Raw genomic sequence first — 14,950 nt, forward strand, 5'->3', positions numbered from 1 at the left:
TCCTCACCCAAACGGGTTAGTCAGGCAAGGGTCTGGGGGGATTTAACCCAACTGCGAGCATCTCGGATGAGCCCCTAACTCCCTAACGATGACATATCGATCCCCTATCGGCTGAGCCGGATGCGACTCGGAGTGATCCCCGATGTGCGTGGGGGGACCGGCTCCCTAACTTGGCCATGGACACCGGTCCCAGCGGCCGATGCCGTCCCCCGAACCACCGGATCAGGAGAACCTCCATGGACTCCGTGCAGACGTTGCACGATTTCGCCCTCAACCTGCTCAACGACCCGACCGCCCTCGCGGCCTTCGGGACGGACCCGCAGCAGGCGCTCGCCCTCGCCGGCCTCGGCGACGTCAGTGCCGCCGACGTGCACGAGGTCATCCCGCTGGTGCTCGACTACGTCCCGGTCGACAGCCTCCCCGCCGTCGGCGGTCTCCCGGTGGTCGGCGACCTGACCTCGCTGGGCACCGACACCACGGGCATCCAGGGCGCGATCGACCAGCTCACCGCCCTGACCGCGGGCCTCGGCCTGCCGGCCACCTCGGTGCTGCCGGGTGTCGGCGACCTCGGTGTCGGCGGCGTCGGCGAGCTGCCCGTCGTCGGCGACCTCGGCCTGCCGACCAGCGCGGTCTTCGGCGGCCAGCAGCTGTCGAGCGTGACCGACGTCACCAACGCCGCGAACGTGACGGCCCTCGCGGGCAGTGTCACCAACTCCCTCGGCCTGGGCGGCGACCTCGCCCACGGCATCGACGCCGGTTCGCTCGGCCTGGGCAGTGCCGTCACCGGCGCCGTCGACGGCCACAACGGCGTCGGCCAGGTCGAGCAGGTCGTCACCGGCGTCACGGGCACCGTCGCGGCCCCGGTCCACGGCGGCGACCTGGCCGGTGCCGTCACCGGCGCGGTGAGCCCCGTCGGCGAGGTCACCAACCACATCGGCGACTTCACCGGCACGCTGAAGAACGTGGGCGACCTCGACGTCAAGCACGTCGGCGGCGACCTGACCAGCGCGGTGCAGAACAGCCTGGGCGACATCACCCACAACACCGTCACCACGGTGACCGGTGCCGTCGGCGGCGTCGACCACAACGCGGTCGGCGACATCGCGAGCAACAACGGTGTCGACGCGGTGCACGACGTGGTGTCGGGCGTCACCGACAACCTCAGCCACAACGCGCTGGGCAACATCCACGTCGGCGACCTCGGTCACAACGACATCCACCTGGGTCACTGATCCCCTCCGGTGCCCGTTCCGCGGTCAGGGTGCGACCGCGGAACGGGCACCCGGCTCGCGTCCATCACTCGTACGGGGGAGACTCCTTCGTCGTGACCGCCCCAGCTTGGCTCGAAGTGCTCAACGAGACCTTGGACGCGTGCCGCACCCACGGCCGCGCCGATCTCGCCGAGCTCCTGCGCAGACGCCGTGACGCCCCCGCCGAGCAGATCCGGCTGGGCGTGCTCGGCTTTCCCAAACAGGGCAAGGGCTACCTGCTCAACGCCGTCCTGAACGCGCCGGTGTGCGCGGTCGGCGACGCCGCCACCCCCGCCGTGCCGACCGAGATCGGGTACGCCGACGAACCCGCCGCCACCCTGGTCGGCCGGTCCCTCGAACGCATCCCCGTCGCGGTCGAACGGCTCACCGGTGAGCTCGGTGCCCGGCCCGCCGGCACGCTCAGCCGCGTCGAAGTCGGTGTGCCCCGCGAACTCCTCTCGGCCGGGCTCATCCTGGTCGACACCCCGCCGGTCGGTGACCCGCGCTCGCCGCGCACCGCCGCCGCGCTCGACCTGCTCGCCGAAGCGGACGCGGTGATCCTCGTCTCCGACGCGACCGCGCCGCTGAGCCCCGCCGAGCTCGCGCTGGCCCGGCACGTGCGCACCTGGTGCCCGCACGTCGTGCTGGCGCTGACCAAGATCGACGCTTCCCCGGGCTGGCGCGCCGTCGCCGAACGCGACCGCGCGATGCTCGCCGAGGCGGGGATCGACGCGCCGGTGCTGCCGGTGTCCGCCGTCGTGCGCCAGGCCGCGGCGAAGGCGGGCGACGCCGATCTCAACGCCCGCTCGGGTTTCCCCGAGCTGCTGTCCTGGATCGCCGAGCAGGCCGCGCGGCCGCCGGAGCAGTCCCGCGCGCTGCTCGCCGCCGTGGGCGTGCGCGCCGCCGCCGCGGAACTCGTCGAATCCCTGCGCGACCGCGCGGATGCCGCGGGGCAGGACGCCGGGCTGGGCCAGGCCGCGCTGCTGCAGCGGGCGCAACGCCGGGCCGACGACCTGCGCCGGCAGAACACCCGCTGGCAGAACCTGCTGTCCGACGAGATCACCGACCTGCTGTCCGACGCCGAGTACGACCTGCGCGAGCGGACCCGCAAGATCGTGAACACCATCGACCAGACCTTCGACGACGGCGACCCGGCGAAGGTGTGGGACGAGTTCGCGCCGTGGCTGGACGGCGCGCTCGCCGAAGCCGTCGACACCAACTACAACTGGCTCGCCGACCGGGCCGAGTGGATCGCGCAGGCGACCGCGGCCTGCTTCGGCGCCCAGTACGAGGGCGCGCTGCCCGACCTGCGGCTCGACGGCCCGGGCATCGACGCCCTCGACGACGTCCGCCGCCCGAAGATCGACAAGTTCAAGGTCGGCCAGCAGGCGTTCACCGGCCTGCGCGGGTCGTACGGCGGCGTGCTGATGTTCGGCCTGGTGACCAGCCTCGCCGGGCTGCCGCTGATCAACCCGGTCTCGCTCGGCGCCGGCGCGGCGTTCGCCGCGAAGACGATCAAGGACGAGGGCGGGATGCGGCTGCAGCGCCGCCAGGCCGTCGCCAAGCAGGCCGCGCAACGGCACGTCGACGACGTCTTCCTGCGCTTCGGCAAGGAATGCCGCGACGCGATCCGCGTCGTGCAGCGACGCCTGCGCGACCACTTCACCGGCCTGGCCGAAGAGCTCGCGGACGACCTGACGCACGAGCGCGAGACGATCCTGGCCGGCACGGCCGAGCGCGAGCGGCGGACGGTGCACATCCGCCGCGAGATCGACCGGCTCGCCGGCCTGCACCAGCGCGCGGGCGAGCTCGGCACGATCGCCGGCCGGACGACGCGGCGGGAGCTTTCGGCGTGACCCAGGACGTCCGCGACCTGCTGGCCGCCGCGGCCGGGCTCTACCGCGACGACCCGCGCGCGTCGGCGTTGCTGCTCGACTGCCAGCACCGGCTGGAGCAACCGCTGCGTGTCGCGTTCGCCGGGGCGCCGTCGTCCGGGAAGACGACCCTTTCCGCGGCGCTGGGCGAGTGGCCGACGCGGGCGCTGCGCGACCTCGTGCTGCTCGACGACCCGGGCCCGGCCGACGACTTCCCCGACGCGACGGTCCGCCTGGTGCGCCACCTCGAGCCGGACGAGCTCGCCGCCGCGCACCCGCCGGGCGGCTCGGCGTTCGCGCGGCAGAGCGCGGTCAACTCGGTGCTGGTGCTCTCGCGGGCCGACGAGATCGGCGCGGGCCGGATCGACGCGCTGCTCACGGCGAAGCAGCTCGCGCGGCGGGCGTGGCGCGAAGACCCGCTGTGCACCGGGTTCCTGGGCGTGATCGCCGTCGCCGGGCAGCTGGCCTACGGCGGTCGTTCGCTGCGTGACGACGAGTTCGACCTCTTGGCCGCGTTCGCCGCGGTGCCGCGCGAGGAGCTGGAACGGCACGTGCTCTCGGTGGACTCGTTCACCGACCCGGCGTTCCCCGGCCCGATCCCGGTGGAGACGCGCCGGTCGCTGATCGTGCGGTTCGGCATGTTCGGCGTCCGGCTGGCGTTGACACTGATCCGCACCGGCTGCGACGACCGCGTCAAGCTCTCGGCGGAGCTGGTCCGCCGCAGCGGTCTCGGCGAACTGCGCGACACCCTGGCCGGCTGTTTCGTCGCACGGGCCGAAGCGTTGAAGGCGCGGACGGCGGTGATCCGCCTGGAAGCGTTGCTGGCGGCGCAACCCCGCGCGGGCGGCGACCGCCTGGTGTCGCGAGTGGAGCGCTTCGCGGCGGCCGCCCACGACTTCCGCGAGCTGCGCCTGATCGCCGACATCCGCGGCGGCCGCACGGCGTTGTCGGGCGAGCCGGCCGAGGAAGCGGTGCGGTTGCTCGGAGCCCAGGGCACCGCCCCGGCCGACCGCCTCGGCCTGGAAGCGGACGCGGACCCCGGCGAGATCTACGACTCGAGCCTGGACGCGCTGCGCCGCTGGCGCCACGAGGCCGAGCGCCCGGACCGCCCCCACGCGGAACGCACCGCGGCACACGTCGTGGTCCGGTCGACCGAGGGGCTGCTGGCCCTGTTCGGCTGACGCGGCAAGGAAAACACCGACCGCTCACCTGAACCGGCGATCCCTGTCCGGCCTTGACGCGCGTCCGGGCGCGACGCACCATAGAGCGGTCTACGGTCCAGCGTCGGCCCGAAGGGAAACCCGCCATGCCCGATGACCACCGCCCCCGGGTCCGGCTGCTCGGCGAGCTTCTCGCGCACTGGGCGCGGGAACGCGCCACGGACACCGCGCTCGTCTACGGCGACCGCGCGTGGACCTGGGCGGAGCTCGACGAGCGCGTCCGGCGGCTGTCGGGTGCGCTGGCGGCGGCCGGGATCGGGCACGGTGATCGCGTCGCGTTCGTCGACAAGAACCACCCCGCCTGCCTGGAGACGACCTTCGCGGCGGCCGGGATCGGCGCCGCGAACGCCGTGGTCAACTGGCGGCTCTCCGGCGACGAACTCGCCTACGTCCTGGCCGACGCCGGCGCCAAGGTGGTCTTCGTCGGCGCCGAGCTGCTGCCCGCCGTCGAAGCGGTCCGGGACCGGTTGCCCGCCGTCGAGCGCGTGGTCGTCGTCGGCGGCGACGAGGACCAGTACGAGCCGCTGCTGTCCGCGGAACCCGCTGCGTCGCAAGAACTCGACGAGCACGACGGCGTCCTGGTCATGTACACCAGCGGCACCACCGGCTTCCCCAAGGGCGCAGTGCTGACCCACCGCAGCATCCTTTCGCACGGCCTCGCCGCGGGCACCGCGTTCCCGATCGGGCCGGGCGACGTCAACCTCGTCGCGATGCCGCTGTTCCACGTCGGCGGCAGCTGCTACGCGGTTTCCGGTTTCCTGTACGGCGAACCGTCCTACCTGACGCGCGAGCCGGACGCGGCCTCGCTGTTCGCCGCGCTGGCGGCCGGGATCACGCACGCTTTCCTGGTGCCCGCCGTCGTCGCCGGCATCGCGCAGGCCGGCGACCAGGCGATGCAGGCGTTCTCGAAGCTGCGCTACCTCTGCTACGGCGCATCGCCGATGCCGCTTCCGTTGCTGCGCAAGGCGTTGGCCGCCTGGCCGGACGTCAGGTTCGCGCAGGTCTACGGCATGACCGAGCTGTCCGGCGCGGTCACCGCGCTCGACCCCGAGGCGCACCGCGACGACTCCCGCCCGGACCGGCTGGCCTCCGCGGGCACCGCACTGTCCGGAGTGGACATCCGGATCGTCGACCCCGTCACGCTCGAAGACGCCGTCGCCGGTGAGGTCTGGATCCGCACCGACCAGCGGATGGCGGGCTACCTCGGCAATCCCGAGGCGACCGCGGAGACCGTTGTGGACGGCTGGGTGCGCACCGGCGACGTCGGCCGCCTCGACGACGGCGGGTTCCTGTTCCTCGAAGACCGCGTCAAGGACATGATCATCACCGGCGGCGAGAACGTCTACTCGCCGGAGGTCGAGCGGGTGGTCGCGGAGTTCCCCGGCGTCGCCGAGGTGGCCGTGATCGGCGTCCCGGACGACCGGTGGGGCGAGCAGGTCAAGGCCATCGTCGCCGGCGAGCAGCTCGACGCCGAGAAGCTCATGGAGTTCTGCCGTGAGCACCTGGCCCACTACAAGTGCCCGCGCAGCGTCGACGTCGTGGAAGCGTTGCCGCGCAACGCGACCGGCAAGATCCTGAAGCGCTCGCTGCGCGAGCCGTACTGGCGGGACCGGAGCCGGAACGTCTGATGCCGCCGGTCACGCGGCGGGCCTACTTCGAGGCCGCGCTGAAAGCGCTGGCGGAGCACGGGTTCACCGAGCTGAACGTCGGCCGGCTCTGCCGCGACCTCGGCGTCACGAGCGGGTCGTTCTACCACCACTTCGGCGGCTGGCCGGGGTTCGTGGAGCAGCTCCTGGACCACTGGGAGAACCGGCAGGTGCTGATCCTGCGCGAACGGGACTTCGGCACCGGCGGCCCGTCGGCGGACTTCGCCGCGCTGATGGACCTGACGCTCGGCCTGCACCACGAGGCCGAGGCGGCCATCCGGGCGTGGGGGATGAACGACGAGAGCGTGCGCGCGGTGCAGAAACGCGTCGACGAGGCCCGCGTCCGGACGGTCGGCAAGGCGGTCACGGGCATCGTCGGCGACCGCGAGCTGGCCCGGACGCTGACGTCGCTGGGCATGGCGATGCTGGTGGGCCACCAGCAGCTCGCGTCGGCGGGGGAGCACAGCGAGCTGGCGGCGCTGCTGGCCGAGTACACGCGGCTGGTGCACTCCCGCGGCTCGTGAGTGGTTAGGGCGGTTCTAACCGCCCTAACCACTCACGACAAGCCGGGTCAAGCGTTGCCGAGGATCCGGTTCACGGTGATTTCGAGGACGACCCGCTGCGGGTTCGGCTTCGGCTGCCGGTAGCGTGCGGCGTAGCGGTTTTCCGCGTCCCGCACCGATTCCGGGTCGTCGCGCAGCACCGCTCGTCCCTCCAATGTGGACCATTTCGGGCCGTCGAGCTGACAGACGGCGACGGGGATCCCGTCGGCGCCCGCGGCCCGGATCAGCCGTGCCTTGACGGACGTGTCGAACGTGATCACGCGGGCGAGGCCGGCTTCGAAGTCGACGGTCACGCCGACCGCGACGACGTGCGGGGTGCCGTCCGGGCGGACGGTCGTCAGGGACGCCAGGCGTCGTTCGGTCCAGAAGGCGCGGAAGTCCGCGCCGCGGTCGATCTCCATGCCTCCACGCTAGTCCGTCCGGGCGAGCGGGGGGCCGTGAAACCACTCACGGTAATTGTAAGGAAAGTTTCCTAACAGTCTTGACCAGCTCTTGAACTTTCTGTCACGCTCGGACCCGCTGTCGCCGCAGCCGAAACGATGTCCTTTACGGAGGAGCGATGAAGAAGATCGTCCGGGCGGTGGTGGCCACGGCCGCGCTGGCCGCCGGGCTGCTGAGCGTGCCGACGACCGCGTCCGCGGCCGGCACCCCGTACGTGCCGGGAACCCTGCGGCCCTCGGTCTCGCAGGCCACGCAGGACCAGGTGCTCCAGAAGTACTACGACTTCTGGAAGAAGAACTTCTTGACGACCAAGTGCGGCAGCGGCACCTACGCCGTGCTGTCGAAGGACGCCGACCACTCGTTCGTGGCCGAGGGCGAGGGTTACGGCGTCACGATCTCGGCGATGATGGCCGACAAGGACCCGCAGGCCCGCGCGATCGTCGACGGGATCGTGAAGTTCGTCAAGGCCCACCCGTCGGTCAACAACAAGGACCTGCACGCGGCCGAGCAGGACGCGAACTGCAAGAGCGTCAACGGCAGCGACTCGGCCACCGACGGCGACCTCGAAATCGCGTACGGCCTGCTGATCGCGGACACGAAGTGGGGCAGCACGGGGTCGGTCAACTACAAGGCCGAGGCCGTCCGGATCATCAACGCGATCAAGAAGAGCGAGGTCAGCAACAGCACCAAGTTCACGCTGCTGGGTGACTGGGGCAACGACGCGGAGTACAAGAACAGCTCGCGCTCGTCGGACTGGATGCCCGGGCACCTGCGGGCGTTCGCGAAGGCCACCGGCGACAGCTTCTGGGACTCCGTGCGCACCCGGTCGGAGACCGCGGTGAGCCAGCTGCAGTCGCAGTACGCGCCGAACACCGGGCTGCTGCCGGACTTCGTGGTGAACACGAACTCGACGCCGAAGCCGGCGCCGGCGGACTTCCTCGAGGGCGAGTACGACGGCAAGTACAGCTGGAACGCCTGCCGCGACCCGTGGCGCCTCGGCGCGGACGCGATCTCGGCGTCCGGCAGCGCGGCGGCCGCGCAGGTCCGCAAGATGAACACGTGGATCAAGTCCGCGACGGGCGGCGACCCGTCGAAGATCCAGAGCGGCTACTCGCTGTCGGGCACGAAGACCGAGAGCGGCCAGCACCCGTGCTTCACGGCGCCGTTCGCGGTGGCGGCGATGACGGACCCAGGCAGCCAGGCGTGGCTGGACAAGCTGTGGACGTCGATCGCGGCGTTCGCCCCGGACTCGACGGACTACTACGGAACGGGCATCACGGTCCAGGTGCTGCTCATCCTGACCGGCAACTACGTGGCCGCTTAGTCGCACCGGCCGTCCCGCACCGGTATTTCGGGTGCGGGGCGGCTGGTTGGGGCCGGTTCCGGGTGTCTCAGCCAGTGGGGGCCGTCGCCGTTCGTCGTCGACGACGTCCGGTTCGCCACGGCCGAGCACTACATGATGTGGCGCAAGGCGAAACTCTTCGGCGACGACGAGGTGGCCGCCCAGGTCGCGGCCGCGGTGCACCCCAAGCGGGCGAAGGACCTCGGCCGTCGCGTGCGGCGCTTCGACGAGGCGACGTGGGTCGGTGCCCGCCGCGAGATCGTCGTCGACGGCAACGTCGCGAAGTTCGCCCAGCACCCCGATCTCGGCCGCTACTTGGCCGCCGACGACCCGCGGACCGGGAACCCCGCGGCTGGCGGGGCCTGAACCTGCTCGGCTTCGCCCTCGCCGACGTCCGGGCTCAGCTCGGTTCGCGCACGGGGAGCCCGGCCGCGCGGTAGATCGCGTCGATCACGGTCATCGTCCGCACCGCGTCCTCCGCCGACGTCTTCACCGGCGTACCCTCCAGCACCGCCGCCGCGAAGGCGTCCAGCTGGTAGGCGTACGACGCCCGCCGCGGGAACCGCTCCACGCGGCGGGCGCCGCCGGCCCGGACCGTCAGACGGTGGTACACCTGCGGGGACGCGGGGTTGAGCACGCTCAGCGACCCCTGCGAGCCGGTCACCTTCGCGCTGATCTTGAGGACCGAAGACGACCACATCGAGCAGGTGACCCGCCCGGTGTGGCCCGACGGGTACCGCAGCTCGGCCGTCATCGCGCGATCGATCCGCGGGTCGCGCAGTTTCGCCTGCGCCGAAACGACTTCCGGGGTTTCACCGCCGAAGATGCGGGCCATGTGGACGGCGTAGCAGCCCGCGTCCATCGTCGCGCCGCCCGCGAGGTCGTAGTCGTAGCGGATGTCGGAGAACTTGGGCAGCGGGAAGCACAAGGCGGTCTCGACGCGCTGGAGTTCACCCAGCTCGCCGGACGCCACGATCTCCTCCACCCGCAGGGCGAGGGGGTGGTAGCGGTAGTGGAAGGCCTCCATCACGACGCGATCGGACGCCGCGGCCAGGTCGGCGATCTCGCGGGCTTCTGCGGCGTTGGCGGTGAAGGGCTTCTCGCAGAGGACATGCTTGCCGGCTGCTATCGCCGCCTTCGTCCACCGGCCGTGGAGACCGTTGGGCAGCGGGTTGTAGACGGCATCGATACCCGGGTCGGCGACCAACGCTTCGTAGGACGAATGCACCCGGCCGACGCCGTGCTTGGCCGCAAACGCTTGCGCCCGATCAGCCGACCGCGCGGCGACGGCCACGACCTCGACATCGGAGTGGTGGGCGGCGGGCTTGATCAGGGCGGTGGGTGCGATCCGGGCCGCACCCAGGATGCCGATCCGCAGACTCATGGGCGCGAAGCTAGCACCGGCGGGTTTGGGCTCGATCGGTCGCCTGGTGGCTCACCCGCTCGCTCGCCTGGTCGCCTGGTCGCTCGGGTCGGCCGCTCGCGCGCTTGGTCGCTAGCCCCGCTCGACTGATCACTCGCTCGCCTGGCCACCCGCGCGCTTGGTCGCCTGTCGGCTGCGCGAACGGCCCGTTCGTGCTGTTTCGGTCGCGAACGGGCCATTCGTGCTGACTGCCGCTCGCTGGTCCAGGTGCGCGAACGGCCCGTTCGTGCGCTTTGCGCACCTCCGCTGGGCACGGACGGACCGTTGGCGCCTCGGCGGTGGTCGAGAGCGGGCCGTTCGAGCTTTGCCGACTGTCGCCAGGAGCCCGCTCGCGCCTGGGTGATGGTCACCAGCGGGCCGTTCACGCCCCTCGATGGTCGGCAACGGGCCGTTCGTGCGCCGCCGACTGTCGCCAGTGGCCCGTTCGTGCCTCGGTGGTGGTCATCGACGGGCCGTTCGCGCGGGACCTGCCGTCGCCAGTGGGCCGTTCGTATCCCTCGGTGGTCATCAACGGGTCGTTCGTGCGCTGCCGACCGTCATCAACGGGCCGCTCGTGCCTCGGTGGCGTGGTCATCGACGGGCCGTTCGCGCGCAACCCGTCGTTGCCAGTGGGCCGTTCGCATCGTGCGGTGGTCGCCGACGGGCCGTTCGGGCCCTGCCGGCCGTCGCCAACGGGCCATTCGCGCGCCCCCAACGACCGTCGCCAGCGGGCCGTTCGCGCACCCCGACAGTCGCGAGCGGCCCCTTCGCGACGGACAGTGGCCGACCCAACCAGATTTCAACAGACAGTTGACCTCTTCAACAACGAGTTGTACCGTTCCCGTCAGCCGAACAGTGGAGGTCCGCTATGTCCCGTTCCCGTGCAGTCCAGGCGGTGTTGCTCGCGAGCCTGGCCGTCCTGGTGACCGCCTGTGGTGGTGGCCCAGACGGTGCCGGCGGGACGTCGCAGGCTCCCGGGGCGCCCGCGTCCGGGGGCATTCCCGATACCGCCGCGATCGTCCAAGGTGTGCAGAAGGACGCGCAGCTCAACGCCGCTCTCCCGGCGAACGTCAAGCAGGCCGGGGTGCTGCATCTGGCCTCGAACCTGCAGTCCGCGCCCAACAACTTCTACGCCGCCGACGGCAAGACGCCGATCGGGTACGAGGTTGATCTCGCCAAGGCGATCGCCGCCAAGCTCGGGGTGACCGTGACGCACCAGGACATGGCCTTCGGCTCGCTCATCACCAGCCTCCAGTCCGGCCGCATCGACCTCACCATGGCCGGGATGAACGACACCAAAGCCCGCCAGGCCCAGATCGACTTCGTCGACTACTTCACCTCCGGCATCACGATCATGACCCGCAAGGGCAACCCGGACGGCATCACCGGGCCGGACGCCTTGTGCGGCAAGAACGTCGCCGTCGTGCAGGGGACCAGTCACCAGAAGTTCGCCGCGACGCAGAGCACCAAGTGCACGTCGGCCGGCAAGCCCGCCGTCAACGTCACCGCGACCGACAGCGACAACCAGAACCAGAACCAGCTGCGCACCGGCCGTGTCGCGGCGATCCTCAACGACCTGCCCAGCGCCGTCTACATCTCGAAGACGGCGGGGGACGGCAAGTTCTTCGAGGTCGTCCCGGGTGAGCCGATCGAAGGCGGGCCCTACGGCATCGGCGTCAACAAGCAGAACAAGCCGCTGACCGACTCCGTGCAGAAGGCGCTGCAGGCGCTCGTCGCCGACGGCACCTACGGCAAGATCCTGCAGGCCTGGGGGGTCGACCAGGGGGCGATCAAGGAGGTCGCGATCAATGGCGGCTCCTGAACCGGCCGGGATCGAACCACTGCCGATCGTCCGGCTCCGGCACTGGGGCCGGTGGGTCGCCGCCGTCGTGATCCTCGCGCTGCTCGTGCTGCTGGGCGTCGCCCTCGGCAACGCGCAGATCGAGTGGAGCCAGGTCCCGGACTTCGTCTTCTTCAAGGTGATGGCGACCGGGCTGCTCAACACCGTCGTCCTCGCCGTGCTGTCGCAGGCCGTCGCGATCGTGCTGGGCATCGTCATCGCCCTGCTGCGCCGCAGCGCCAACCCGGTCGCCCGGTGGTTCGCCGCCGGCTACATCTGGATCTTCCGCGGCCTGCCGGTGCTGCTGCAGATCCTGCTCTGGTACAACCTGGCGCTCGTCTTCCCCGTCATCCACATCCCGTTCCTGGTCGACGCGCAGACGAACGTGCTGATCAGCGCGTTCACCGCGGCGTTCCTCGGCCTGGCGCTCAACGAGAGCGCGTACATGGCCGAGATCGTGCGGGCCGGGCTGAACAGCGTCGACAGCGGACAGACGGAAGCAGCGAAGTCGATCGGCATGACGCCGGCCGCGACGCTGCGCCGGGTCGTGCTGCCGCAGGCGATGCGCGTGATCATCCCGCCGACCGGCAACGACTTCATCAACATGCTCAAGGGGACGTCGATGGCGTCGGTGATCGGCGTGACCGAGCTGATCCACGCAGCCAACAACATCTCGTCGAACAACCTGCTGGTCATGGAGACGCTGCTGGCCGCGGCCGTCTGGTACATGGTCGTGGTGACCGTCGCCGGGGTCGGCCAGCACTACCTGGAACGCGCGTTCGGCCAGGCCGACCGCGGGCCGCTTTCCCGCGCCGGCAAGGCGTTGCGCGGCGTGCCGCTGGTGAGGAGTGCCCGTGTCTGAGCCCTTGTTGCGCGCGGTCGGCGTCAAGAAGTCCTACGGCCACACCGAAGTCCTCGGCGGCATCGACCTGGAGGTCCACAAGGGACAGGTCGTCTGCCTGCTGGGGCCGTCCGGCGCCGGGAAGAGCACCTTCCTGCGCTGCATCAACCACCTGGAGACGATCGACGCGGGCCAGATCTGGGTCGACGGCGAGCCGATCGGCTACCGGCAACGCGGCGGCAAGCTGTACGAGCTGCGCGAACGGGACGTCGCCCGCCAGCGCCGCGACATCGGCATGGTGTTCCAGCGGTTCAACCTGTTCGCGCACCGGACGGCGCTGGAGAACGTCGTCGAGGGGCCGATCCGGGTACTGGGCCGCAAATCGGACGAGGCGCGCAAGCAGGGCCTCGAGCTGCTCGACCGCGTCGGCCTCGCCCACCGCGGCGACGCCTACCCGGCGCAGCTGTCCGGCGGGCAGCAGCAGCGCGTCGCGATCGCGCGGTCGCTGGCGATGAAACCGAAGCTGATGCTGTTCGACGAGCCGACGTCGGCGCTGGACCCGGAGCTGGTCGGCGAGGTGCTCGAAGTGATGAGTACGTTGGCGGGGGAGGGGATGACGATGGTCGTCGTGACGCACGAGATGAGCTTCGCCGCGGAGGCCGCCGACGAGGTGGTGTTCCTGGCCGACGGCGCCGTCGTCGAGACCGGGCCGCCGAGTGAGGTACTGAGCGCGCCGAAGCACGAACGCACCCGGCAGTTCCTGGCGAGGATCCTCGCGTGACGCGGATTTCGCCCCGGTACCTGCTCCAGTTCGACGAGCCCGCCGGCTACCTCGACTTCGCCCGGTTCGGCCCGCCGTCCCACGCGGTGCTCGACACGACGGCCGCGCTGCTCGACCAGGCCACCACGGCCGGTCCGTCCACTGTGGACGAGCTGATGCGGCAGGAGATCCGGGCCAAGGCCGCCGCCGCACGCCTGTCCGGCTCGGACACCGACCACACGGTCCTGCTGCCGAACACGAGCCTCGGGCTGTTCCAGGCCGCGTTCCACAGCAGCGGCGAGGTCCTGGTGTCGGCCGCGGAGTTCCCGGCCAACACCTACCCGTGGGCCCGCGCCGAACAGGCCGGACGGCTCAAGCTGCGCCGCCTGACCGGCGGTTACGTGACGCCCGAGCACGTCGCGGAGGCGTTGACGCCGGAGATCACCACCGTCAGCGTCAGCGCTGTCGACTTCCGCACCGGCTTCCGCGCCGACCTCGCCGCGCTGCGCGACGTCGTCGGCGACCGGCTGCTGGTCGTCGACGGCATCCAGGGCTTCGGCGTCATCGAGGCGCCGTGGGAGGTCGCGGACGTCCTGGTCGTCGGCGGCCAGAAGTGGCTGCGAGCGGGCTGGGGCACCGGCTTCGCGGTGCTGTCGGACCGGGCGCTCGACCGGATGGACCCGGTGCTGTCGGGCTGGACCGGCGCGCGTGACCCCGGCCTGTTCGACGACGAGATCCACCCGCCGGACACCACCGCCCAGGCCTGGTCGATCTCCAACCTCAGCCCGATCACGTCCGGTGCGTTCGCCGAGGCCCTGGAGCTGGTCGAAGACGCCGGTGTCGGCGCCATCGCCGCCCGCATCGCCGAGCGGATCGGGTCCTTCGAGGAGGTGCTGGCCTCCTGCGGCGCCGAGGTCGTCTCGGCGACCGAACGGCGAGCCGGGATCCTGGCGTTCACGCTGCCCGGCCACCCGGCCGAGCAGGTCGGCGCGGCGCTGGCCACCGCCGGGATCGCCGCGACCGTCCGGCCCGAGCACGTCCGGTTGTCGCCGCACGCGTCCACGCCGGCGGCCGCCGCGGACCTGCTCCGCGAGGCGTTGGAGACGCTGACCAAACCCCGGGAGCCGTTGGCCATCCCGGCCGCGGGCGCGACGACGCACGAGGTGCTGACCGCGCTGGTGCCGGCGATCCCGGGGCTCGCGGCGATGCTCGGCCCGGGCAACGAGGTGCTGCTGCACGACCTGAGCCGGCTGCCGGACTCGATCGTCGCGATCGCCGGCGACCTGACCGGCCGCAACGTGGGCGGCCCGATGACCGACCTGCTGCTCGGCCTGGTCCGCCGCGGCACGACGCAGGACCTGACGAACTACCGCACCCACGGCCCGGACGGCCGCGCGATCCGCTCGTCGACGCTCTTCCTGCGTGACGCCGACGGTGTCGCGGTCGGCTGCCTGTGCGTCAACAGCGTCGACGCGGCCGCGTCGACGGGCGGCAACGGCGAGCCGGAGACTTTCCCACCGGATGTCGACAGCCTGCAACGGTTCCTGGTCGACCGGGCGATCGGCAAGGCCGGGATCCCGGTGGACCTGATGAAGAAGCGCCACAAAGCCGGTGTGGTGCGCGAACTCGACGAGGCCGGGTACTTCTTGATCAAGGACGCGGTCGACCACCTCGCCGGGCGGTTGGACGTGACGCGCTACACGATCTACAACTACCTCAACGAAATCCGCGCCTGAGCCTGCCCGATTGGACCTTGTCCGCGCCCCCGGCG

The 14,950-nt window shown here is 71.2% G+C and carries 13 protein-coding genes; 11 read left to right on the forward strand and 2 right to left on the reverse strand.

Annotation, left to right across the window (positions count from 1 at the left end; genetic code table 11):
• Positions 1–236 precede the first annotated feature (236 nt).
• The 5 genes from OHS58_RS45035 to OHS58_RS45055 all read left to right on the forward strand — a co-directional run bounded on the left by OHS58_RS45035 (position 237) and on the right by OHS58_RS45055 (position 6,514).
• On the forward strand, positions 237–1,232 hold the full coding sequence (locus tag OHS58_RS45035; protein WP_247061581.1) for an IniB N-terminal domain-containing protein: 996 nt from the start codon (positions 237–239) through the stop codon (positions 1,230–1,232).
• Between the two features lie 92 nt (positions 1,233–1,324).
• Positions 1,325–3,106, forward strand: coding sequence for an isoniazid inducible protein IniA (locus OHS58_RS45040; protein ID WP_328646336.1), 1,782 nt, complete (start codon positions 1,325–1,327; stop codon positions 3,104–3,106).
• On the forward strand, positions 3,103–4,305 hold the full coding sequence (locus OHS58_RS45045) for a GTPase (RefSeq protein WP_328646337.1): 1,203 nt from the start codon (positions 3,103–3,105) through the stop codon (positions 4,303–4,305). Before OHS58_RS45040 ends, OHS58_RS45045 begins: the two co-directional genes overlap by 4 nt.
• 125 nt (positions 4,306–4,430) lie before the next feature.
• Positions 4,431–5,972 carry a long-chain-fatty-acid--CoA ligase gene (locus tag OHS58_RS45050; RefSeq protein ID WP_328646338.1) on the forward strand — a complete coding sequence of 514 codons (1,542 nt, stop codon included), beginning with the start codon at positions 4,431–4,433 and terminating at the stop codon, positions 5,970–5,972.
• Positions 5,972–6,514, forward strand: coding sequence for a TetR/AcrR family transcriptional regulator (locus OHS58_RS45055; RefSeq protein WP_326946709.1), 543 nt, complete (start codon positions 5,972–5,974; stop codon positions 6,512–6,514). The genes OHS58_RS45050 and OHS58_RS45055 overlap by 1 nt, the downstream gene beginning before the upstream one ends.
• A gap of 47 nt (positions 6,515–6,561) precedes the next feature.
• On the opposite strand, the gene OHS58_RS45060 is transcribed toward OHS58_RS45055, so the two are convergent.
• A complete protein-coding gene (locus OHS58_RS45060; protein ID WP_326955569.1) occupies positions 6,562–6,954 on the reverse strand; it encodes a TIGR03618 family F420-dependent PPOX class oxidoreductase in 393 nt (130 codons plus the stop codon).
• Positions 6,955–7,112: 158 nt separating this feature from the next.
• Here OHS58_RS45060 and OHS58_RS45065 point away from each other — a divergent pair, with 158 nt between their 5' ends.
• Positions 7,113–8,318 (forward strand): glycosyl hydrolase family 8, encoded by a 1,206-nt coding sequence (locus OHS58_RS45065; RefSeq protein ID WP_328646339.1) that lies wholly within the window; start codon positions 7,113–7,115, stop codon positions 8,316–8,318.
• 42 nt (positions 8,319–8,360) lie between these two features.
• A complete protein-coding gene (locus OHS58_RS45070) occupies positions 8,361–8,702 on the forward strand; it encodes an NADAR family protein (RefSeq protein WP_328649964.1) in 342 nt (113 codons plus the stop codon).
• 34 nt (positions 8,703–8,736) lie between these two features.
• On the opposite strand, the gene OHS58_RS45075 is transcribed toward OHS58_RS45070, so the two are convergent.
• The gene (locus OHS58_RS45075) at positions 8,737–9,720 is read right to left on the reverse strand and encodes a Gfo/Idh/MocA family protein (RefSeq protein ID WP_328646340.1); all 984 of its coding nucleotides are present in this window, start codon (positions 9,718–9,720) and stop codon (positions 8,737–8,739) included.
• Positions 9,721–10,606: 886 nt separating this feature from the next.
• Here OHS58_RS45075 and OHS58_RS45080 point away from each other — a divergent pair.
• The 4 genes from OHS58_RS45080 to OHS58_RS45095 are packed head-to-tail and all read left to right on the forward strand — an operon-like array spanning position 10,607 to position 14,915.
• Positions 10,607–11,560: an ABC transporter substrate-binding protein gene (locus OHS58_RS45080; protein WP_326955567.1), complete on the forward strand. Its 954-nt coding sequence runs from the start codon at positions 10,607–10,609 to the stop codon at positions 11,558–11,560.
• A complete protein-coding gene (locus OHS58_RS45085) occupies positions 11,547–12,440 on the forward strand; it encodes an amino acid ABC transporter permease (RefSeq protein ID WP_326946714.1) in 894 nt (297 codons plus the stop codon). Before OHS58_RS45080 ends, OHS58_RS45085 begins: the two co-directional genes overlap by 14 nt.
• Complete coding sequence (locus tag OHS58_RS45090) at positions 12,433–13,200, forward strand: amino acid ABC transporter ATP-binding protein (RefSeq protein ID WP_328646341.1); 768 nt, start codon at positions 12,433–12,435, stop codon at positions 13,198–13,200. Before OHS58_RS45085 ends, OHS58_RS45090 begins: the two co-directional genes overlap by 8 nt.
• The gene (locus OHS58_RS45095; RefSeq protein ID WP_328646342.1) at positions 13,197–14,915 is read left to right on the forward strand and encodes an aminotransferase class V-fold PLP-dependent enzyme; all 1,719 of its coding nucleotides are present in this window, start codon (positions 13,197–13,199) and stop codon (positions 14,913–14,915) included. Before OHS58_RS45090 ends, OHS58_RS45095 begins: the two co-directional genes overlap by 4 nt.
• Positions 14,916–14,950: the final 35 nt, after the last annotated feature.

Origin of the sequence: Amycolatopsis sp. NBC_00348, from assembly GCF_036114655.1 — a bacterium.
In the GTDB taxonomy this organism is placed as follows: Bacteria; Actinomycetota; Actinomycetes; order Mycobacteriales; family Pseudonocardiaceae; genus Amycolatopsis.

What these genes read in the sequence shown, in the direction of transcription:
- OHS58_RS45035 (WP_247061581.1), top strand. Translation starts at nt 237, where the DNA reads ATGGACTCCGTGCAGACGTTGCACGATTTCGCCCTCAACCTGCTCAAC.
- OHS58_RS45050 (WP_328646338.1), top strand. Translation starts at nt 4,431, where the DNA reads ATGCCCGATGACCACCGCCCCCGGGTCCGGCTGCTCGGCGAGCTTCTC.
- OHS58_RS45055 (WP_326946709.1), top strand. Translation starts at nt 5,972, where the DNA reads ATGCCGCCGGTCACGCGGCGGGCCTACTTCGAGGCCGCGCTGAAAGCG.
- OHS58_RS45060 (WP_326955569.1), bottom strand. Translation starts at nt 6,954, where the DNA reads ATGGAGATCGACCGCGGCGCGGACTTCCGCGCCTTCTGGACCGAACGA.
- OHS58_RS45065 (WP_328646339.1), top strand. Translation starts at nt 7,113, where the DNA reads ATGAAGAAGATCGTCCGGGCGGTGGTGGCCACGGCCGCGCTGGCCGCC.
- OHS58_RS45075 (WP_328646340.1), bottom strand. Translation starts at nt 9,720, where the DNA reads ATGAGTCTGCGGATCGGCATCCTGGGTGCGGCCCGGATCGCACCCACC.
- OHS58_RS45080 (WP_326955567.1), top strand. Translation starts at nt 10,607, where the DNA reads ATGTCCCGTTCCCGTGCAGTCCAGGCGGTGTTGCTCGCGAGCCTGGCC.
- OHS58_RS45085 (WP_326946714.1), top strand. Translation starts at nt 11,547, where the DNA reads ATGGCGGCTCCTGAACCGGCCGGGATCGAACCACTGCCGATCGTCCGG.